General features: G+C 32.6%; 19 protein-coding genes and 1 pseudogene. 6 read left to right on the plus strand and 14 right to left on the minus strand.

From position 1 onward, the window contains the following. The first annotated feature begins 30 nt into the window (after positions 1-30). Positions 31-1,551, plus strand: a complete 1,521-nt coding sequence (locus B8869_RS04845; RefSeq protein ID WP_159445239.1) for a bifunctional metallophosphatase/5'-nucleotidase — start codon at positions 31-33, stop codon at positions 1,549-1,551. On the opposite strand, the gene B8869_RS04850 is transcribed toward B8869_RS04845, so the two are convergent. Genes B8869_RS04850 through B8869_RS04860 form a run of 3 tightly spaced genes read right to left on the minus strand, consistent with a single transcriptional unit; the run spans position 1,548 to position 3,875 of the window. Next, complete coding sequence (locus tag B8869_RS04850; RefSeq protein WP_084230579.1) at positions 1,548-2,972, minus strand: VanW family protein; 1,425 nt, start codon at positions 2,970-2,972, stop codon at positions 1,548-1,550. The two genes, B8869_RS04845 and B8869_RS04850, sit on opposite strands and share 4 nt — an antisense overlap. Continuing rightward, positions 2,965-3,615 (minus strand): endonuclease III, encoded by a 651-nt coding sequence (gene nth / locus B8869_RS04855; RefSeq protein WP_084230580.1) that lies wholly within the window; start codon positions 3,613-3,615, stop codon positions 2,965-2,967. Before nth ends, B8869_RS04850 begins: the two co-directional genes overlap by 8 nt. After that, entirely contained in the window at positions 3,612-3,875 is a 264-nt protein-coding gene (locus tag B8869_RS04860; protein WP_234989748.1) for a DUF503 domain-containing protein, read from the minus strand. The genes nth and B8869_RS04860 overlap by 4 nt, the downstream gene beginning before the upstream one ends. 136 nt (positions 3,876-4,011) lie before the next feature. Between B8869_RS04860 and B8869_RS04865 the strand changes: the two genes are divergently transcribed. Genes B8869_RS04865 through B8869_RS04880 form a run of 4 tightly spaced genes read left to right on the plus strand, consistent with a single transcriptional unit; the run spans position 4,012 to position 7,778 of the window. Beyond that, a complete protein-coding gene (locus B8869_RS04865; RefSeq protein WP_200805951.1) occupies positions 4,012-4,368 on the plus strand; it encodes a GntR family transcriptional regulator in 357 nt (118 codons plus the stop codon). An 8-nt stretch (positions 4,369-4,376) separates the two neighbouring features. Next, positions 4,377-5,222, plus strand: coding sequence for an ABC transporter ATP-binding protein (locus B8869_RS04870; RefSeq protein WP_084230583.1), 846 nt, complete (start codon positions 4,377-4,379; stop codon positions 5,220-5,222). After that, entirely contained in the window at positions 5,215-6,519 is a 1,305-nt protein-coding gene (locus tag B8869_RS04875) for a hypothetical protein (RefSeq protein ID WP_084230584.1), read from the plus strand. The genes B8869_RS04870 and B8869_RS04875 overlap by 8 nt, the downstream gene beginning before the upstream one ends. Continuing rightward, the gene (locus B8869_RS04880) at positions 6,516-7,778 is read left to right on the plus strand and encodes a hypothetical protein (RefSeq protein ID WP_084230585.1); all 1,263 of its coding nucleotides are present in this window, start codon (positions 6,516-6,518) and stop codon (positions 7,776-7,778) included. Before B8869_RS04875 ends, B8869_RS04880 begins: the two co-directional genes overlap by 4 nt. A 348-nt stretch (positions 7,779-8,126) precedes the next feature. On the opposite strand, the gene B8869_RS12020 is transcribed toward B8869_RS04880, so the two are convergent. The 3 genes from B8869_RS12020 to cysK form a co-directional block, all read right to left on the minus strand. Continuing rightward, positions 8,127-9,767 carry an S-layer homology domain-containing protein gene (locus B8869_RS12020; protein WP_234989749.1) on the minus strand — a complete coding sequence of 547 codons (1,641 nt, stop codon included), beginning with the start codon at positions 9,765-9,767 and terminating at the stop codon, positions 8,127-8,129. Between the two features lie 155 nt (positions 9,768-9,922). After that, positions 9,923-10,444 carry a serine O-acetyltransferase EpsC gene (gene epsC, locus B8869_RS04890; RefSeq protein ID WP_084230586.1) on the minus strand — a complete coding sequence of 174 codons (522 nt, stop codon included), beginning with the start codon at positions 10,442-10,444 and terminating at the stop codon, positions 9,923-9,925. Then, on the minus strand, positions 10,437-11,327 hold the full coding sequence (cysK, locus tag B8869_RS04895; protein WP_084230587.1) for a cysteine synthase A: 891 nt from the start codon (positions 11,325-11,327) through the stop codon (positions 10,437-10,439). Before cysK ends, epsC begins: the two co-directional genes overlap by 8 nt. A gap of 236 nt (positions 11,328-11,563) precedes the next feature. Here cysK and B8869_RS12625 point away from each other — a divergent pair. Beyond that, positions 11,564-12,551 (plus strand): annotated as a pseudogene (locus tag B8869_RS12625) (IS30 family transposase). 57 nt (positions 12,552-12,608) lie between these two features. Here the strand turns inward: B8869_RS12625 and B8869_RS04905 are convergent. From B8869_RS04905 to B8869_RS04940, 8 genes are all read right to left on the minus strand, one after another. Further along, positions 12,609-13,583, minus strand: coding sequence for an ABC transporter ATP-binding protein (locus B8869_RS04905; protein ID WP_084230588.1), 975 nt, complete (start codon positions 13,581-13,583; stop codon positions 12,609-12,611). Beyond that, entirely contained in the window at positions 13,576-14,574 is a 999-nt protein-coding gene (locus B8869_RS04910; RefSeq protein WP_084230589.1) for an ABC transporter ATP-binding protein, read from the minus strand. Before B8869_RS04910 ends, B8869_RS04905 begins: the two co-directional genes overlap by 8 nt. 8 nt (positions 14,575-14,582) lie before the next feature. Continuing rightward, a complete protein-coding gene (locus B8869_RS04915) occupies positions 14,583-15,521 on the minus strand; it encodes an ABC transporter permease (RefSeq protein WP_084230590.1) in 939 nt (312 codons plus the stop codon). Beyond that, positions 15,521-16,450: an ABC transporter permease gene (locus tag B8869_RS04920; protein WP_084230591.1), complete on the minus strand. Its 930-nt coding sequence runs from the start codon at positions 16,448-16,450 to the stop codon at positions 15,521-15,523. Before B8869_RS04920 ends, B8869_RS04915 begins: the two co-directional genes overlap by 1 nt. A 53-nt stretch (positions 16,451-16,503) precedes the next feature. Further along, a complete protein-coding gene (locus tag B8869_RS04925; RefSeq protein ID WP_084230592.1) occupies positions 16,504-18,294 on the minus strand; it encodes a peptide ABC transporter substrate-binding protein in 1,791 nt (596 codons plus the stop codon). A 107-nt stretch (positions 18,295-18,401) separates the two neighbouring features. Beyond that, the gene (locus B8869_RS04930; RefSeq protein ID WP_084230593.1) at positions 18,402-20,111 is read right to left on the minus strand and encodes an aryl-sulfate sulfotransferase; all 1,710 of its coding nucleotides are present in this window, start codon (positions 20,109-20,111) and stop codon (positions 18,402-18,404) included. Further along, positions 20,108-21,028, minus strand: a complete 921-nt coding sequence (locus B8869_RS04935; RefSeq protein WP_084230594.1) for an NAD(P)/FAD-dependent oxidoreductase — start codon at positions 21,026-21,028, stop codon at positions 20,108-20,110. Before B8869_RS04935 ends, B8869_RS04930 begins: the two co-directional genes overlap by 4 nt. A 2-nt stretch (positions 21,029-21,030) precedes the next feature. Further along, entirely contained in the window at positions 21,031-21,792 is a 762-nt protein-coding gene (locus B8869_RS04940; RefSeq protein WP_084230595.1) for an Mrp/NBP35 family ATP-binding protein, read from the minus strand. Positions 21,793-21,839: the final 47 nt, after the last annotated feature.

Genomic DNA, 21,839 nt, shown 5'->3' on the forward strand with positions numbered 1-21,839 from the left:
GTTAAATTTAGTATGAAAGGAATTTTAAATATGATAAAAATTTTTGCAACAACTGATATACATGGCAAATTATATCCCTATGACTATAGAAATATGTCTGAGTCAAACTCTTCAATTTGCCACATAAAAACACTTATAAATTCACTTGCAGATGAAAATTCCATAATCATAGACAATGGCGATTTGATACAAGGTAACTTTGTAGAAAACTTCGTAAATAAATATAACCCCGCAATCATGTCCATTAACGACATAGGATATGATATATGGAATATGGGAAACCACGAATTCAACTTTGGAGAAGAAATTCTCTTAAAAAATGTGTCTGCATTTAAAAACACTGCCTTAATTGCAAATATAGACCATCCAATTATGGAGTCGTATAAAATTATAGAACGAGATGGGATTAAAATTGCATTTGTTGGTATTGATACACTGATGGTAAATTCTTTTGGGAACGACACGTTGTCTCACCCACCAATAACAGATCCTGTCGATACCCTAAATAAAATAATGCCCGAAATCAAATCCAAAGCTGATGTGATAATCGGCCTTTTTCATGTCGGCATGACAAACGAAAATTCGATTGAGCATACAGGAGTTGAGTCAATTTTAAAAGACTTACAAATTCCATTTGACATTGTCATAGCGGGACATACCCACGAAGAGATAGAAAGAAGATATATAGGCGACACACTAATCACCCAACCAGGTGCTTATGCAAAGTCTGTCTCCCTTATAGAGCTTGAATTTTCAAATAAGATTCTCACAAATAAGAGTTCAAAGCTGATACAGACTAAAAATTTCTATCCCGATTCAGATTTATTGGAAAAGCTACTCCCTTTTCACCGTAGTATCTACGACAACATTTGTAGAGTCATTGGCTACTTAGAAAACGTGGAAGGTGACTATGACTACGACTTGGAAGATGGCCCGCTAATTCATCTGTTTACCCATGCGATAAAATCATACTATCCATGTGATGTAATGGCATTTCAATTTGACTTTAAAAACCCCGTATTGAAAAATGGCCCACTAACTCTTAGCAAGCTATCTAAAATATATTCTTATACCGGTGGAGAAATAACAGTCTATAAGATAACCGGAGAACAACTCAGAAAATATATCAACTGGAGCTACAGATATTTTTCATTAGTTGACGGCAATGTTGAAATTTCAGAAAGACGTGCTCGATTTAAGTATAAGACCTTGGATATATTTGGAAATATTAAATACAATCTCGATTTGAGTAGAGAGGACATAGTTATTGATTTGCAATATCTCTCCGGGGAACCAATTTTAGATTCAGACGTGCTCACAATTGGCATGAACCAATACAGAATGAATTATTTAACTTGCGATAGAGGTCCACTAAGAAACTCCTCTGTTCAAAAAATAATTTCTTCTACCGAAACACCTAACAATGATAAGTTCGGAACTATACGAGAAATCGTCGAACAGTATCTAAAGTCGCTACCAAATGAAACATTTATCTACAACGACACAACTTTATTTAATATATTACAGAAAAAAAAGACAATGGAGTTTTAATCCACTGTCTTTTTGCTTTTTTCTTTTCTTGATGCGATTTCTTTTGTGTCTTTATTTTTATCTTTTGAGCTATCTCTCTCTTTTGTTCCAACTAATATTACTTTGTCTTTTGGTAAATAATAGGAGTTTGAAATCTTTTCTGTCTTTTCTTCTTCTCCCTTTTTTAACTTTTTATACGTTGCGTAAGAATAACCTTTTGCTCCTGAGGATTCGACTTCTTTGTCATCTTCATAAAGCTTGGAAGTGTATTTTGTGATTGTCCTTGGTTCTTCTGAGCCCAAAAGTTTTGTAAATATTTCAACATCATATATTTTATCAGCCTTGTTTCCAAAAACTTGGAAAGTTAACTTCTTCCCATCAGCTTCTGCCTTTAGATAAATCTTGTGCGCTAGGTTATTAGTAAATTTTAAATCTTTATAGCCTTCAACTACTGCCGCATCTGTTCCTATATCTACGTATGCTATAGGTCTGGTGTGGTTATGTCTTTCGTCTATTTGAATATTTGATAATAAAAGTGCATTGTATAGTGTTGTAGACACTTGACAAATTCCACCGCCAACGCCTTGCTCCAACTCTCCATTCACCAAAACTCCGGCTTTTTGAAAACCATTTTTTACTGAAATTTCTCCCACAGTTCCGTTAAATGAAATATTTTGACCTGGATCTATTACCAATCCGTTGAAAAATCCTGAACCTATTGCCACATTTTCTTTTCTGCCTTGTGCAGAACTTGAGTAATCTGTGGTAAATTCACTTAAGATTGCATCTATACCCTCAAATTTTTCTTCAGTTATCTTTGGATATGAAGTGTTTACTTTCAACTGCACTATTTCATTTTTACTTATGTTTGATAAAATACTATCTCTTGTGACTTGTGCGTCTAAGAATCTTCCTGTTTCTGATGCAACAACTTTAAATGCTTTATCTTCTGTAGTCACTACATCTGCATTAACTGGTTCTTTAAACACTTTATCCACCAAGTAAGCTACAGATCTATCTAAGCTGCTCACGTCAAATTTTTCATTTAGCTCAATATTTTTTCTAAAAAACGGTGTGACTATGTTGAAATAATCTACCAATATATTTCCAGTCCGTCCCACTGAATAAGCTTTATCCACTGCCCTTTCAATATCTACATGGTATCCAAGCTTTTCGTATGGTATTTCTATAGTCTTATCTTCAAGTAAAAATGACATTTTTTTAGTTTTTAACTCTTCTAGCTTTTGTTCTGAAACTTTTTTCAATGCCTCTTCTTTAGATAAATTTGAAATATTTATCCCCGCTATTCCCACTCCGCTGTGTATATCGATATTTTTAATTTCATAGTTATAATATATTAAAGAAATTAAAAATAAAACTCCAACACAAACTGCCGAGAGGATTTTTTTGTCTTTTAATTTTTCTAAAACTTTATCAACCATTATCTCCTCCCAAATAATGTCTACAATATTCCGTTATATTACAATTTTCGCATAACGGTTTTCTCGCCTTACAAACTCTTCTACCATGAAATATAAGAGTGTGGTGAGCCAAAGTCCATCTCTTTTTGTCTATTTTCCTTTGGAGCGCAAGTTCTGTCTTTTCTACATCTTTTTCATTTACAAATCCAATTCTGTTAGAAAGTCTAAATACATGGGTGTCAACTGCTATAGCAGGCACTCCAAAACAATTTGATGCAACAACATTTGCCGTCTTTCTACCAACTCCAGGCAACTGCATAAGCTCTTCTATGGTCGTTGGAATTTCTGAATTGTACTCGCTTATCAATACTTCTGATGCACTCAATATATTTTTAGCTTTATTATTATAGAACCCACATGGTTTTATCCATCTCTTTATCTCTTCAATTCCCATCTCAACAAAATCTTTTGGGGTATTTGCAACTTTAAAAAGCTCTTCCGTAACAGCATTCACTCTCACATCCGTACACTGCGCAGAAAGTATAGTTGCTATTAAGAGCTCAAAAGGTGTTCTGTGTTCCAATTCACACCTTGCGTCGGGATGTAGTTCTTCTAATAAATCTAAAACCTCATCTGCCTCTTTTTTAGTTAAAATTTTTCTCATATATACTCTACATCTATCTCCACAATCTCAACTTCTCCAAATGCATCTATAAAATCTATACACTTATCCATCACTTCATCTGCATATTTTATATCTTTTGACACTATCGCCATACCTATAATAGCGCTTTGCCATAGATCGTTATCTCCAACTTCTGCAATTGATACATTTTTAAAGCGACTTTGCATTCTTTGAATTAAAGATTTTAAAATTCTTCTCTTCTCTTTCAAACTGTTCGGTGAAAAAATTCTAAGTTTCACCCTACAACCTTTAATAACCATGAATTAATTATATCACAACAAATTTTATATTATTAATTAAATCCTTGACTTTCTGTTACAACTGTTATTATAATTTAATTAATAGCAATAACAGTTGTAACTGAGAGGTGATTTTGTGGAAAAATTTAATAACGAAAAATTACCTATATACTTACAGATAGTTGAGAATTTTAAACATGATATTCTAACTGGTCGGTTAAAGAGCGATGACCCACTCCCTTCAATACGTAGTCTTGCAAAGAGCATGAATGTGTCTTTGGTAACAGCCAAGAAAGCCTACGACACTATGGAAGAGTTAGGTCTCTCCTACACCGTCCCCGGTAAGGGTACCTTTGTTAATTATCAAAATTTGGAAACTATTAGAGAGTATAAGATGATTGAACTAGAAGGCAAGTTGTCTGAAATACTTATTGATGCAAAAAATCATGGTATTTCCAAGTCTAAGGTTATTGAAATAATAAATTTATTGTGAGGTGTGCTATGTTAGAACTTTTAAATGTATCGAAAGATTATTTTGATTTTGGATTTGAACTTAAAAATGTAAGTTTTTCTCTTGATGAGGGTTATGTTATGGGGCTTATAGGTCCAAACGGTGCCGGCAAAACTACTATAATAAACTTGATAATGAACATAATCTTCCCAACTGGTGGCGAGATTAAAATTTTTGGTTTGGAAAACACTCCATCAAACAACGTTGAAATCAAAGATAAAATCGGTTTTGTTTTTGACCAAAATATATTACCTCCTAACTTTAACCTCGAAAAAATGGAAGCTATACACAAAGTTGTCTTTTCAAATTTCGACCAAGAATATTTTAATGAACTGGTTAAACGTCTAAAGGTAAGTAAAGAAAAAAGTTTTAAAGATTTATCTAAAGGACAAAATATGAAGGTGCAAATCGCCTTAGCTCTAAGCCACAACGCAAAACTCATAGTAATGGATGAACCAACTGCAGGCTTGGACCCAATTGTACGCAAAGAGACTTTAAAAATTCTGCGTGAATATAGAGACAAAACAAACTGCTCAATTCTCTACTCAACTCATTTGACAGAGGATTTAGAAACTTTCGCAGACTATTTAACTTTTATTAACAAGGGTAAATTGGTTTTCTCCAAGGATATCGAATCTATAAGAGATAGCTATAAAATAATCAAAGTCTATAATGATGAAGCAAGAGCTTTTAACAAAAGTGATTTTCTCGGCTATGAAGAGGACGAAACATTCTTTACAGGTCTTGTGTCTAAAGAAAATTTACCGAAAGGAGTTCCTTTTAGCGACGCATCTATCCAAGACATAATGTATTATGGAGGACAAAACAATGTCTGATTTCAAAAAAATGTATAAGATGGAAATTATAAATGCTTTATTCCCATTTAGAATTTTATTTTCCATTTATCTATTTTTTGCCTCTGTTAATTTACTTAGCCATCCTACAGATAGAGGCGGATTTGGAGTCTTTATATTTTCGAGTTCGGCAATGGTTTTATGCATGGCGGTTCAGTTGTTCTTCACTCCAACTTTAGCCACTAGTATAGAAATTCTAAAGAGTATGCCTTTAATAAATTTAAAGATATACCGTTTTGCATCTCTACTGGCAAATCTTAGCATGGTAGTGCCATACATAGTTGTTCAAATGCTTTCTGAATACTTTACAGAACTTGATATTAGCAATAGATTGTTCTTGGGTTTAATAAATATCGTCTTGTTTATACATGTATTTAGAATTATAAACAGCTATGGTTACTTCCAGACAAGCATATTAAGTTCTCTTTCAGGCGCAATTGTTGTCTTAATATTCTTCTCAAGTTTTTTGGTATATGTGCCTGAAATTAATGAACATTGGATAATTTACTTGCCTGAAATTTTTGCAGTAGTTGCAATAACCACTATATTAATAGTTTCTATTAAGAGCGACCCTTGGCAGACAGATATTAAAAAGCTAAAGAGATCAAAAACTACTGAAAAAGAAATTAAAAGACTTAAAAATGATGCAAGAAAAATAGAAAATATGTCTATTACTAAATTAATACTTCATGTTAAATTTAGTACTTATTCAAAACTAGGTCACTTTTTACTTGCTTTTACATTTGCTGCTATTTTGTATGTTTTTAAAATAGATGCTTTTGTAAGCGGAAATAATTTTTTCTTACTCTACATTGTATTGTTTTTTCTGTTTGCATATGAAAATGGAAATGGAATTGTCTCTCTTATAGGACTTCCAATCACTCCAAAACAAATATATTTAGCCACTCTTAAGACACGAGCTATTTTGATATTAGTAGTTTCTTCACTCTATATTGCAGCTGAATATATTTTTATTAAAACTGTTCACATAAATGCTTATGCAGTGCAATTTACAGTGTTACTATCATTCTTAATTCTGTTTGAATATGTATACAAGCCAAATAGATTTAAGTATGAGGCATTTTTCTTGCCATTCATTTATCTCATAACAACTTTTAAAAACTTTTCACCTGCAAATTACAATGCCAAAGTTTTTTTAAGTATAGATAGTGTTTTATTGATTATTCTAGTTGCGATAATTGTATATAAGATATTAAAGGTGAATTCTGAAAAGCTAGATTATAATTTTAAAATTCCTCAAAGGGGTGATATTATATGAAAGACTTAAAAAAGATGTTTAAAATGACACTTTATCCTTCTAAATTTTATTCTGTAGTTCTGTTCTGTATATATTTGGGATTTCTAATTTTAAATGTATCTGCGACTATACTACACCCTGAAATGGTCCATGAATCTGGGTTGCTTAAAATAGTTTTATGTTGCTGTCTTGTAACGCAAATGCTTTTGATTACATCTTTGCCTTATGATAAAATTGTGCTTTCAACTATGCCGATACAAAAAATACACCTCTATCCAGTTGTGTTAATTTGTTTGTATTTTATGTTCAATATTATCTATATTTCTACATTTTTATTGTATGAATGGTTTTTGGATTTACCTTTATCTTTAAATTTGTGTTATATATTTACAAGTATATCTATCATGGCAGTACTATTTAAAATGGCTCATTTTGAAAATAAAAATGGAACTTTTAGCAATGGTTTTATGAATTTTATATTATATTTGCTTATAAATCCTTTGCTTGGTTTATCTATTAGATTTTTGGATAGAACAAGTTACTTTTTAGGAAGTACAATATTTATTTTAGCTTTCTATGTTCTGATTGTATTTTTAAATTGGGGGTGGATTAAAGAAAAGAAATCTAAAAAACGCAGAAATACATTTAAAGGTAGATTAAGATATAAATCTTCTTTAGAGAAAAATCTAAATTCTATTAATATTGTAAATAAACTAAAGTGGTCATCATTAAGTCCATTTTCAATATTAATTTTTATTGTGTATATTTCTCTTAATGGGCTTGACTATATAACTTCTGGGCTAAACTATAATGTATTGTTCATCACTATGGCAATACTTACATTTTACGAAAATGGATTTGCTCCTCTTGCTCTCATAGGACTTCCAATAACTCCTAAGCAAATTTATTTAACTTGTGTGAGAACAAAATTTAAAATTGTTGTTTCAATTTTGGTAGTTTCTATGTTAGCAGATATATTATTTAATGGTCTTGTAATGCCTCAAACTTATTTAGCTAATGTGATGTGGATAATCATTGTCTTATTGTGCAATGAACTATTTTACTCTGTATATAGACTAAAAAATTTTTCATATCCTTTGATGGCCTTAATTTTGATATTAAATAGGCATGTTTCAATAAAAGTAGACAATCTATTAGGATTATCATTTATAATTATTTTATTGTTACTTGCAATAGCATTTCTTATTAAAGCAAATTTGAATATTATAAATTCAGAAAAGATTGATTTAACTGGTATGTTGGAACAAAAAAATCTATAAGCTGTAGGGATTACACGAATATGTGGCAGTTTTGTGTAATCCCTATAAAAAGACAAGTATTGTTGTTGAAACAAACATATAATAATTTTTAGGGTACGCACAAACACAGTGATGCCCTTTTGCATATATTCTCCAAACAAAAGCCCCTATCATTGTTGAAACATAAAATACTCGTTAACAATCATCATATAAATATTTCAACAAAACTTATCCTTTTTTCCTTCTTATACTATAAACGGTACGGCTTCACTTCGCTCTTGCGCACCCTATTTTTAATCTGTATTCCTATCTACAAGTTTAATTTTATTCCATAAAAATACAGAGCCTAAGCTCTGCATTATATTTATATTATTTCACATCTTCTTTTATGATTTCTTTCCAGATTGTGTTTGTTCTGCCGTATTTATCTTTAGTGTCTCTTCTTGTTAGTTTATGAGTATTTGTTGCATCAATCATTTCAAAATAGTACCAGCTAGACTCATCAAGGTCTGTAAACTTAGCTATTTTTGCCTTGTAATCCATCACCATTCCATCTGCATCTGCAACTCTATCATATTTTCTATTTAACATAGCTGTAGTTTCTGCTCTTGTAATTTTTCCTTCTGGCCTAAATGTTCCATCCTCATAGCCTTCAATTACTTTATTTCCAAATTCTTGGTTTATTTCAGCTTCGAATTTGTGTCCCTTAATATCTGCAAATATTGATGCTGTTGAATTCTTTTTATCTATTGGAGCTAACATTCTTACGAACTCAGCTCTTGTGATTGGTTCGTTTGGTCTGATGTTCCCATCTTCATCTGCTAATAGTAAGTTCTTATTAACTACTGCATTTATATATGGAGTATACCATGCGTTATCTTCCGCATCTTTAAACATTGATTTTGTTGTATCTGTTAGACTTAACTTTTCTAATCTTGCCACCAATGCTGCTGCTTCTGCTCTTGTAACCAAACCTTGTGGTTTTATTGTTCCATCTGGATATCCTTTCATGTATGCTTCATGAATTTCCACATTTTCAACTTTTTTATCCACTTTCCCTTGTGGTGGTAGTAGTTTTGTTGGGCTTAAATGTGTTATATCTAATCTTATCCAACTGTTGTCTCTTTCTTCTTGTTTAGGAACAACTGGTTTGTTAGGTTTCACATTTTCTTTTTCTTTTGGTGCTTTTGGTGGTTCTTGATTTTTAACCTTAACTAAATTTGCATGTAATTTTTGTGGTTCAATTACATTTTTAAATTCATGAGTATATGTTTTAACATTTTTAATATTTTGAATTGGTTCTCCATTTAATATTACACTTTCTATTTCATAGCCTTCTGGCGCTTTAATCTCATAATTTTTATTTCCGTGATATTCTATCTCTTCAGGTTTATCTGTAAGATTTGTTATTTCTCCTTCTTTAGATGTAGAAACTATTATTGTTGGGTTGTAGTCGGCATAAATTTTATATTCCATTGGATTTCCAACTGTTTCTCCATAAGTAGTTATCCTATTTACAGATATTGTATCGCCTTCTATATACTTATATTCTTCAGTCCAATGCTCATGAGTGTTTGTAAATGAATAGCGGTTTAATGCATCTTTTCTATTCCACAGTTCTTGACCTTTATATTTTTGTTCAAATCTCCAACCTTTAAAAATCCAATTTTCTTTTTCTTGTGCTTTAAACTCACGATATCCTAATAATTGTGGCCACGTAGCTCCGAAAAGAGTCACAGGATTTTCAGCTGTTTTAACAACTTCTCCTGCCGCTTTAGTTCTATATACTTTTAAATTTGCATCAGTAACTATGGTTGTATAACTTTCTATAATATCATAATCGTTAATATCTATTTCTTTTTTAGCTTCTACAACTGCTGCAGTTGTAGTTTCCATTGCGTTTACAAAATTTGGCGTAGTAAATACAACTCCACTTAGCATTAAAGATGCTAATCCCAAATTTAAAATTTTAAGCTTAGAATTTTTATTATTTATTTTTATATATTTCACAAATTTAATCCTCTTTCTTTTGGTTATGGAATACACTATTACAACTTCTAGATTCTCCCACATTAATAACTTTTAGATTATATCAATTTTTCTATTACTTATTCAAGTAAAATTATTAAGATTTACAAAAGTAGAGAGGAATATTCCTCTCTATTTTAATCAACTATTTTGGCAGGTAATCCAACTGCTGTCTTCCCAGCCGGAACATCTATTAAAACTATTGCTCCTGCTCCAATTTTTGCTCCGTCTCCAATTTTAACTGGTCCTAAAACTGTTGCTCCTGTTCCGATAATTACATTGTTTCCAATTGATGGATGTCGTTTTTCTTCTTTCTCATTTCCCGTTCCACCAAGTGTTATATTATGGTAAAAATGACAATTATCTCCTATTTCTGCAGTTTCTCCTATCACAACTGCCATTGCATGGTCTATAAATAAATTTTTTCCTATTTTAGCTCCTGGATGAATTTCTATGCCAGTTTTTTTCCTACTTTTTTGTGAAATCCATCTTGCAATTAAAGTGTTACCTTTCTTGTAAAAGTGATGTGCTATTCTATGATATACCATAGCTCTAACTATTGGATACAAAAATATTGCTTCAAATCTACTTTTACATGCTGGATCTTTTTTTAAAATAAAATCTCCATGTTCTATTAATGTTTTAATAAACTTACTCATAGTCGAATAACTCTGTTGATATATATCTTTCTCCTGTATCAGGCAACACTGTTACTATAGGTCCTTGGACTTCTTCTAGCATTTTTAAAGCTCCAACTACATTAGCTCCTGATGAGATGCCTACTAAAATTCCTTCTTCTCTCGAAAGTCTCTTTGCCATTTCAATGGCTTCTTCTCCTTTAACTGTTACGACATTATCTAAAACTTTTCTGTCTAAAACTTCTGGTATAAAATTAGCTCCTATACCTTGAATCTTATGTGGCCCAGCTATATTTTTAGTTAGGAGCGGTGATTCTTCAGGTTCTAATCCCCAAACTTTTATACTTTGGTCTTTATCTTTTAGGTAGTGCCCAACTCCTGTAACTGTACCTCCAGTTCCAATTCCAGCGATAAATCCTTTTATTTCAGGTAGCTCGTCATATATTTCAGGCCCTGTTGTTTTTTCATGTGCAACTGCATTATATTTATTTTTAAATTGGTTTGGCATATAGTATTCGCCTGTCGCTTCAAGTTCTTTCGCCTTATCTACGGCAGCTTGCATTCCGCCTTCTCCTGTCAATATTAGTTCAGATCCATAAGACTGCATCAATTTTCTTCTTTCTACAGACATTGAGGCCGGCATTACTATAGTTACTGGATATCCCAAATTTTTACCTATCATAGATATTGCTATCCCTGTGTTACCACTTGTTGGTTCTACGATTTTCATACTCTCTTTTAATTTGCCATCTTCTATAGCTCCTTTTATCATTTGGTATGCTGGTCTATCTTTTACTGATCCTGCTGGATTTTCTTTTTCTATCTTTACATATATATTTCCATTACCTATATTATTAAGTCTAACTAAGCTCGTATTACCTATTGTATCTAAAATATTTTTCATATTAATTCCTCCATAAGTTACTATAGTATTAAAAACTATGTTTCTTGAATATACCCTAAATTTTTAATACTAAATACATTTATTTTTAAAGAATATTACTTTTATTGTTTTTTATTTTGAGAATTTATTCATTAGATAATTTATCATAACAAGTGCAACATAAATAAACTCATAGCTAATCAGCTGTGTTAATATGTAAGTGACCAAACAAAACATATTAAAAGGAGTGATTAACTATGAGCTATAACCATCTTACCATAGAAGAAAGATCTTGTATTTACCAATTTTTAAATTTAGGAATGAGTATAAGGAAATTGCACAAGCACTTAAAAGGTCACCTAGTACAATATCTAGAGAAATTAAAAGAAATTCATCTAAGATAAAAGTTAGTAGGGGAAGTTACACTAAGTACTTTCCGATAAAGGCAAATGATAAATATATTGATAGAAGAAAAGACTGCCATAGAAAAAGTAAATTTTCTAAAGATGTTATTGATTATTTAACTGTAAAGATTAACGAACATTGGTCCCCTGAACAAAATATCAAATAGAAACACAAATGAGATTCATGAATTACCATCTACATCAACGATATATAGAATGATACACGCCAAAAAGCTGCCAAAAACTAGTATGAAAAATTTGAGAAGAAAAGCTAAATTTAAAAGGCCAGCAGAAAAAAGAGGAAAATTCAATGATAAAGGTAGAACAATTAAGAAAAGACCTAAAGAGATATACAGAAGGCAAGAATTAGGCCACTGGGAAGCAGATACAGTGGAATCAGGCAGATTAGATCATAAAAGGAAAAGTAGATGTTGTTTCGTAACTTTAGCAGAAAGAAAATCTAGATATTATATAGCAATCCTAGTTGAAAATAGAAAGTCGGAAAGCGTAACACCAGCAATAATAAATGCATTAAAAGATTATCCAAAAGAATTAGTAAAAACAATAACCTTTGATAGAGGTAAAGAATTTTCAGAATTTGAGAAAATAGAAAAAGAATTAGGATGCAAAACTTATTTTTGTGATCCCTATTGTGCATGGCAAAAAGGTACAAATGAAAATAGTAACGGACTTTTGAGGGAGTTTTTATCCTAAGGGTATGGATTTATCAGAAGTGAATATTGATGAATTAAATTATAACTTAAGTTTAATGAATAATAGACCTAGAAAATGTATAAAATATAAAACACCTAAAGAAGAACTTTTTGGTCTCTTACCATAGGTGTTGCATTTGATTTGACAATTCGTCATTAAAAAAAGTGAGTCTTTAAACTCACTTTTAAACTAAATGACAAGCCACAAAATGACCTTCATTTCTCTCTTTTAATTCTGGTTTAGATTCTCTACAAATTGCTTGAGCTCTTGGACATCTGTCTACAAAAGGACAACAGTTTGGAGGATCTATTGGACTTGGTACTTCTCCTTCAAGCATGATTCTCTTTCTTGATCTTTGAAGATTTGGATCTGCTAATGGTATAGCTGACTTAAGAGCTATTGTGTACGGATGTATTGGGTTTGAATATAATTCATCAGAAGTCGCAACTTCCATCATATTTCCCAAATACATTACCCCAACTCTATCAGATATATATCTAACCATTGAAAGGTCATGTGCTATGAAAAGATAAGTCAAATTCATTTTCTTTTGTAATTCTATAAGTATATTTATTACTTGGGCTTGTATAGATACATCAAGTGCTGAGATAGGTTCGTCACAAACTATAAATTTTGGATTAAGTGCCAATGCTCTTGCTATACCAACACGTTGTCTTTGTCCTCCTGAAAACTCATGTGGAAAACGAGATGCGTGTTCTTCAGATAATCCTACTAAGTTAAGCAATTCAATTACTTTTTCTCTTCTCTCCGCATCATTTTTATAAAGTCCATTTATAAGCATTGGTTCTTCAACTAATGACTCAACTGTCATTCTTGGATTTAGAGAAGCATAAGGATCTTGAAAGATAAATTGAAAATCACGTCTTTTCTTTCTAAGCTTTGACTCTGATAATTTGAATAAATCTTCTCCATCGAAGAACATTTCTCCACCTGTTGGATTTAAAAGTCTTGTAATAGTTCTACCTGTTGTAGATTTACCACAACCACTTTCTCCTACAAGTCCAAATGTTTCTCCAGGATATATATCAAAACTAACATTATCTACAGCTTTTAATAATCCTTTTTTTACGTTGAAATATTTTTTTACTCCCCTTGCACTTATTAGAGGACTTATATTAGTATTCTTATTTTCAGTCATTATTAGCCTCCTTTAAGTACTCTTCACTGTGTAACCAACATCTACATCTATGACCTTCGCCATGTTCAGTAACTGGCGGCATATTGTCTTCACAGATTATCATTGCTTCGTCACATCTGTCAAAAAATGGACATCCCTTTGGTGGGATATACAGATCTGGTGGTGAACCATGAATTGCATGAAGTTTTTCTTCTTTGCTCATATCAAGTCTTGGAACTGACAATAGTAGTTTTTTAGTGTATGGGTGCTTAGTATTGTAGAAGATATCATCTGTTGTTCCCTCTTCCATAATTTGTCCCGCATACATTACTTCAACTCTATTACTCATATCCGCTACAACTCCAAGGTCGTGGGTAATAAGGATTATACTCATTCCAAATTCATCTTGTAGTTGTTTCATAAGTTCCAAAATTTGAGCTTGTACTGTTACGTCAAGTGCTGTTGTAGGTTCGTCCGCAATCATAAGCTTCGGATTCATTACAAGAGCTATCGCCAACATAACACGTTGTCTCATACCACCTGAAAATTCATGTGGATATTGGTTTATTCTTGTTTCAGGTTCTGGCACACTTACCATATCAAGAATTCTTATGGCTTTTTTCAAAGCATCTGCTTTTGAAATTTTTTCATGTTTCATTAAACCTTCTATTATTTGGTCTCCAACTTTCATTGTTGGATTTAGAGAAGTCATAGGGTCTTGAAATACCATAGAAATTTGTTTTCCTCTGATATCTTGCATTTCCTTTTCAGACTTTGTAATAATTTCTTCTCCATCAAATAGTATTGAACCACCCTTATAAAAAGCTGGTGGATTAGGTAGAAGTTTCATAATGGAATTAGCTGTTACACTCTTCCCACATCCACTTTCTCCTACAATTGCTACAGTTTCTTTTTTATTTACATTGAAAGATATCCCTCTAACCGCTTCAACTTCTCCAAAGAAAGTTTTGAATGATATCTTTAAATCTTTTACTTCTAGTAATTTATCCATTCCTTCTCCTACTTTCTAAGTCTTGGGTCTAAAGCGTCTCTTAGTCCGTCTCCCAATACGTTAAATCCAAACATTATTAGCGAAATCATAAGCGCTGGTACTATCATTTGATAACTTAATCCTATAGCAAGTACTTCAAGACCACTGTTAGCTAAGTTTCCAAGTGATGGAAGTGGGTCTTGTAAACCTAATGAAACGAAAGATAGTGTTGCTTCTGAAAATATCGCTCTAGGTATAATAAGTGTTAAATTGACAAGTATAGGTCCTAATGTATTAGGAATTATGTGTTTAAATAAAACCCAAGCATCATTAGCTCCCATAGAACGTGCTGCCATAACATACTCAGATTGTTTTAATGAAAGCACTTGTCCTCTTACTAAAATCGCTGTAGGAATCCATCCGGATAATGTCATTGCGAATACCATTACCGCAAATGAAGTTCCTGAACCTTTTTCAGCAAATACAACTGATAGTAAGATTACTATCAATAAGTATGGAATTGAATAAATTATTTCTGCTATACGCATTAATATAGCATCCACTTTTCCAGAGCTCATACCGGCTATACCACCGTATAAAACTCCAACAGTTATATTTATAAATGCAGCTAAGAAACCAATTAATAGAGAGAATCTAGCTCCATATGTTGCACGAGTAAATAAATCACGACCTAAAGAGTCTGTACCAAACCAAAAATCCGCTGAAGGTCTTTGATTTGTCTTAACCATGTCCATTTCATAATAAGTATATCCACTAATCATCGGGCCTATTATTGCGAAGAGCACCATTAAAACTATTATTATTAAACCAAACATAGCAAGTTTATTATTTTTTAGTCTTCTCCAAACATCTGCCCAATATTTTATAGTTGGTCTTTTTATTCTTTCTGCATGTGCTGCATTTCTATCAACTTTTTTAAATAATTCAGGAGAAAATTGTCTTTCCATTATGCTTTTCCCCCTCCTTCAAATTTGATTCTTGGATCAACAAGTACATAAGCTATATCTACAAGTAAAATCATAAGTACTAATACTATTCCATAAAATACTGTAGTTCCCATTATAAGTGTATAATCACGGTCAGTTATTGCCTTTATAAAGAATCTTCCAAGCCCTGGAATACCAAATATTTTTTCAACTACAAATGAACCCATCAACAAATCTGCTGTAAGTGTTCCTAAAATAGATACGATTGGTAATATTGAGTTTCTAACAGCGTGTTTTAAAATTACAGCTGAACTTGATATCCCCTTACTTTTTGCAGTCTTAATATAATCTTGTCCCAATACTTCAAGCATTGAAGATCTCATAAGTCTTGCTATTTGAGCTGTTGGCATCATACAAAGTGCAATTGATGGCATAATTGTGTGGGCAAATGAACCCCAACCACTAAGTGGCAAACCTAAATTCCTACCTACTACCTGTATTAACAGAGTACCCATTATAAATGATGGTACTGAGATACCTATTATGGCGATTAACATAGCTATGTAATCTGGGAATCTATTTTGATAAAGAGCTGCTAAAGAACCTAAAGTAGGTCCAAATATAAGCGCCCAAATAAGTGCTTGCAATCCTAGTCTTAAAGAAACTGGGAATCCTCTTTGTATCATTTGATTTACTGTTTCAGTGTTAGATTTCATACTTTCTCCGAAATCTAATTTAATAACATTTGATAAATACATTTTATATTGTTCAAATACAGGTTTATCAAGTCCGTATTTTATCTCCAAATTCCTATAAACTGTTGCCGGAATTTTACCTTCTTGTTGTAGTGGGTTTCCTGGTACAGCATGCATTAGAAAAAATGTAAGAGTTATTATGAAGAATATTGTCAAAAATGACATTGCAAATCTTTTTCCTATAAACTTTAACATCTTTATTCCTTTCTAAAAAGCAGAGCCCCTCAAATGGGGCTCATAATATTTTTCTATTCAACTTCTGCGTAAGTTAAGATTGGATATTGAAGAAGTGGTTTGTAAACTCCTTTAACATTTTCTTGTACAAAGTAAGGTTGAGTGTAGAAATATACAGGTATTATTGGCATATCTTCCATTAATATCTTTTCTGCTTTTCTCATATTTTCCATTCTTACAGCTTGGTCGCCAGTGTTTTTAGCTTCTTTGATAAGAGCGTCAAATTCTGGGTTTGAATAACTTGGATAGTTTTGTTCTCCACCTGTTACGAATAAGTCTAACATAGTCATTGGGTCATAGTAGTCTCCAACCCATCCACCACGGCTTAGATCAAAGTCATGAGCGTTTTCACGAGCTAACTTAACGTTAAAGTCTGCATTTTCAAGACCTACTGTTACGCCAAGGTTTTGGTTCCACATTTGTTGAACTGCTTGAGCTATCTTCTTGTGAGATTCACTTGTGTTATAAAGAAGAACTTGCTTGTTGATATCTTCGATAGTTATTCCAGATTCTTGCATTCCTTCTTCAAGTAATTTCTTAGCTTCTGCTACATCTTCTTTAATTAAATTGCCGTTAAGATCTCTCCACTCTTTGTTGTTTTCATCGATTAAACCAAATGGTACCATACCTTCTGCAGGAATTTGTCCACCCTTAGTGATATTTTCAACTATTGATTTACGATCAAGAGCCATTGAGAAGGCTTGTCTAATTTTAAGATTTGTAAATGGATTCTTTCCATCCTTTGGAAGCATATTTAAAGTATAGTAGTAAGTTCCTACTTGTTTTCCAATTACTACAACTGGATCATTTTCAGAAATCTTTTGTGCTAAAACTTCTGTTGGAGGATCTGTTAGAACTCCATATTTTTTAGTATCAAAGTTTTGGTATGCAGTGTTGTTATCTTCAAGAATTTCCCAAGTAATTCCGCCAAGTTTAACTTCAGATGCATCAAACCAATTTTCATTCTTAGCTGTTTCAACTTTTGAATTGTGTTCCCAGTTGATTAGCTTGAAGGCACCGTTTGATACAAATGTTGAAGCATCTTTTGCCCAATCAGGATTTTCTTCAACAACTTTTTGATTTACTGGATATAGTGTGTAGAATGCTGTTAAGTCTGTGAAGTATGGTGTTGGTTTTTCTAAAGTAACTTCTAAAGTTTTGTCATCAATAGCTTTTACTCCAACTTCCGCTCTTTTAGCTTCTAACCATTTAGCATATACTGCATCAGCGATTTCGTCTTCGCTCTTTCCTTTAAGGTCAAGACCTCCTTTGTCAGCATCTGTAATTACTACTTCGTGGTCAACTTCTTTAGTGTCGTTTCCATCAGCGTCTTTTACATAGTATACGCCAGGTCTTTCAACTGTATTGTAAGCTTCCCCACCCTTTACATAGTAAAGTTGGAATGCATATAGAGATGCAGTTTCAGGATCTAATACTCTTAACCAAGAGAATTCGAAATCTTTTGCTGTTACAGGATCTCCGTTTGACCACTTAACATCATCTTTAAGTGTGAATGTGTAAGTTAATCCATCTTCAGATACTGTTGGCATGTCTTTAGCCATACCAGGAGCTAAATTACCTTCTTTATCATATCTTAAAAGACCAGTAAATAAGTGGTTAAGTAAGTATGATTCGTGAGTTCCTTGTGAAAGTGCTGGGTCTAAAGTCCCTGGTTCACTACCATTGTTTACTACAAGTACTGTTCCTTCTACAGCTGTATTAGCGGACTTGCTTCCACCACATGCAGTTAGGAATACTGCTGTTAAGATTAGTAATGCTACTAAACCTTTGAATCGTTTGTTCATTAAAATTACCTCCTCAATATTAATTTAGTTAATTAATTCTACCATATTTTACAGCACTTAACAATCGTTTTGAAGTTATATTATCCCAAAGTGCTATAAGCTATAGTCTATAGTAGATACTCCTCTATCTTGAGAGCCATATCATCGTAGGTAACTTCTCCTACAAATCTATGGACTTCTACACCATTTTTATACATCACCGTTAATGGGACATTATCTATGTTTTGAGTTCTTCTCACAGATTTGTTTTCGTCTATGTCTAAGTAAAATGCTGATATTTCGTCAAATTCTTCTTCTATCAACTCAATTACTATCTCTCTTACGCTCTTGCAATGAACGCAACTCTTTCCTCCATAGATTACAATTGATTTAGGATTTTCAGAAATTCTCTTTTCAAAATTCTTTGTAGATATAAATTTAACTTTTGAAGACTCCATGCTTATTATTTCTCTTTGAAGTGCTATTTCATCTTCATTTTCCATAGCCATGGTCATGAAATCTATATCATTTTGTATTTGAGCTCCTTCTACAAAGGTCTCTTCTACTTTCACAAAGTTATTAAATTTAATTTCCTGGTTTTGGTCTATGGAAATTTCCTCCGGCTTTTCTCTGTCTAAATATTCGTAAGGGTATCTAAACCCTTGATATATATAGTTTTTAATTGCAAAGTCCTGTTCCGAATTTACTCTATAAGGGCAAACCCACCTCCAAACCACCTCATGGTCTTCTGTTATTTCATAAATCGTGCCGGCAGAACCCATAGATACCAAAGTGTTTCCATTTTGAAGTCTCTGCAAACTTCCTCCGTATGGAGAATAGAACTTGTATCCATTTAATGAAGTTGAGTATCCTAAATTTCTTGGACTTATCATCCACTTGATATCATAAGTTATAGGGTTAAATTCCAATACTCTCGAATAAGCCCTTCTATAGTTATTTATACCTGTGCTTGAATTCAGATTTGGAACTCCGTAGCCTGACTCTGCTCCACTTTCAAATAAAAGAATATTGCCCTCTCCATTTAGCCCCTTTGGAATAATTTGTATATGAGTAGGACCTATTATCCCATGTAGCTTTCTAAACAAACTGTCTTCCTTTGGTCCTATTTGCCAAACTATTTTTCGCTTCTTTTTATCAATTATTCCTATAAAATTAGATTGCCTTGAAGCAAAGATTATATTTTCAGGATTAAAACGTCTATCGCCTTGCTCATACCACTTGTTCTCTCCAACCAATCCAAACGAAGATATGTGCAAATAGTCGCCAAGCTCTAAGTTTGAAATTATATTTGGATTTCTATAGATTACATTTTTTTGTACTTCCGTATATCCTATTTCATTAAAATGGTTTGAAAAAGAAAATTTCCAAACTACATTCCCATTTAAATCCACTTCGTATATTACTTCATCAAGTAATTTTTTATCAGAAACTTCTGTGTTTACTATTGTGTCATGACCTAAGATAAGCGTATTCCCATTCTCTAGTCTGTGGTAATCTCCATGAGCTCTTGCACTCCATATAGACTCTTTTTCAAGAAACCTAAATTTGTTATATGACCAGACAACTTTACCATCTTGATTTACTTCAATTAAACTCTCTCCATCTTGTGAAGAATAATCTGATTTTCTAAACTTGGTCGTACCAATCACATTACCATTACTCAACATCTTGGCAGGCATTGCATTCATTTTGAAGTGCTTTATTTCATTTCCATTCATATCAAATAATAAAACACCAGAGTTTGGAGTAGCTACTAAGTTATATCCGCTACAACACTTTTCTTTTTTATAGATCGTAGTGCCTGTCGGTAATATCATCGGTATTCCCCCCTTAAATATTTATCTACATATACTGCGGCTATCGCTCCATCCGAAGCTGCTACAACAGCTTGTCTTAAAACTGTGTCAGTGCAATCTCCCACTGCAAATAGCCCAGGAATTTTAGTCATCTTTCTATCGTCAACCTCTATAAAATGATTTTCATTGAGTATACCTAAATCTGCAACTATCTCCGTTTGAGGTTCCATTCCAACAAACATAAATATCCCATCTGTTTCCAAGTCTTTTTCTTTTCCTAGAGTAGATAAAGTGATTGAATTTACATATTCTTCTCCTTGAATCTTGGTTAGATATGAATTATAGATTATATCTATTTTAGGATTTCTCAAAACTTGTTTAAAAATATCTTTATCAGCATCCACAACTCCATCAGGATGGATTGAAATTATAGTTACCTTGTTGGCAAATTTTGAAATGTATTCAGCTTCTTCAAGTGCCACATTCCCACTTCCCAGTATATGCACGTCTTTGTCTTTTACAAATTCTGCATCACAAGTTGCACAATAACTTACGCCTCTACCGGAAAACTCTATTTCCCCTTCTATCCCAAGGATTTTCTCTCTGGTTCCAAGAGCTAATATAACCGCTTTAGCTTCAAAAGTACCTCTTCTCTTAGTATGTACTTTGAATACATCTCCATCTTTTTCGACACCTGTTACAGTAGTTTTAATTCGCTCTACATTTTCTATACCAAGAGCATGCACTCTGAACATATCAGATAATTCTATTCCACTTGTCTGTCTTATTCCAGGATAATTTTTAACCATCTCAGTGTCTTTTATTCTTCCACCGAAACTCTTTTTTTCAATTATCAAAGTGTTTAAAAGACCTCTGCCTGCATATACACAAGCGGAAAGCCCAGCTGGCCCTCCGCCTATTATTATCAAATCATACATAATCAAACACCCAATGATTTTGCAAAATCTTCCATACCGTCTAATTTCAAACTTTCTATTAGTCCTTCATCAACTAATCTTGAAAAGTCAGGATCTATTGGCAATTTCAAAGTGTTTTTGATTTCATGTTTTGCTGCTTCAGATTCTATTTTACTTTCTCCATATATATAAGTTACTTCACCACAATGTCCACATTTAAAATATGACATATTTTCAACTAAGCCAAGAATTTTAACATTCATCATTTGTGCCATCTTAACTGCTTTTTCTACTATCATTTGTACTAAATCTTGAGGTGTTGAGACTATTACAACTCCATCAAGCGGTATTGATTGGTACACTGTAAGTTGAACGTCGCTTGTTCCAGGAGGCATATCCACTAATAGATAATCTAACTCTCCCCAATTTACATTTTGATAAAATTGAGAAATTGCAGAACCAACTACCGGTGCTCTCCAAAGAACCGGATCAGTTGTATTTTGAAGTATCAAGTTTACACTCACTAACTTAATGCCTTTGCTTGTAACTGCCGGATTTATATTTTTACCATCACTAAGCACTTTTTCTGAAATACCGAATGCACTTGGAACTGATGGACCTGTTATATCAGCATCAAGAATACCTACTTTATAACCTTGTCTGCTAAGTTCAGACGCCAAACTTTGGCATACAAAACTCTTTCCTACTCCACCTTTTCCACTCACTATTCCTATTGTGTGCTTTACATTTGAATTTTCATTTACTTTAAATTTTTGAATTGCCATTTATTTCTCCTATACTTATTATAATATTTTATTTATAATTAATCAAT

This window comes from Peptoniphilus asaccharolyticus DSM 20463 (assembly GCF_900176115.1).
Classification (GTDB): Bacteria; Bacillota; Clostridia; order Tissierellales; family Peptoniphilaceae; genus Peptoniphilus; species Peptoniphilus asaccharolyticus.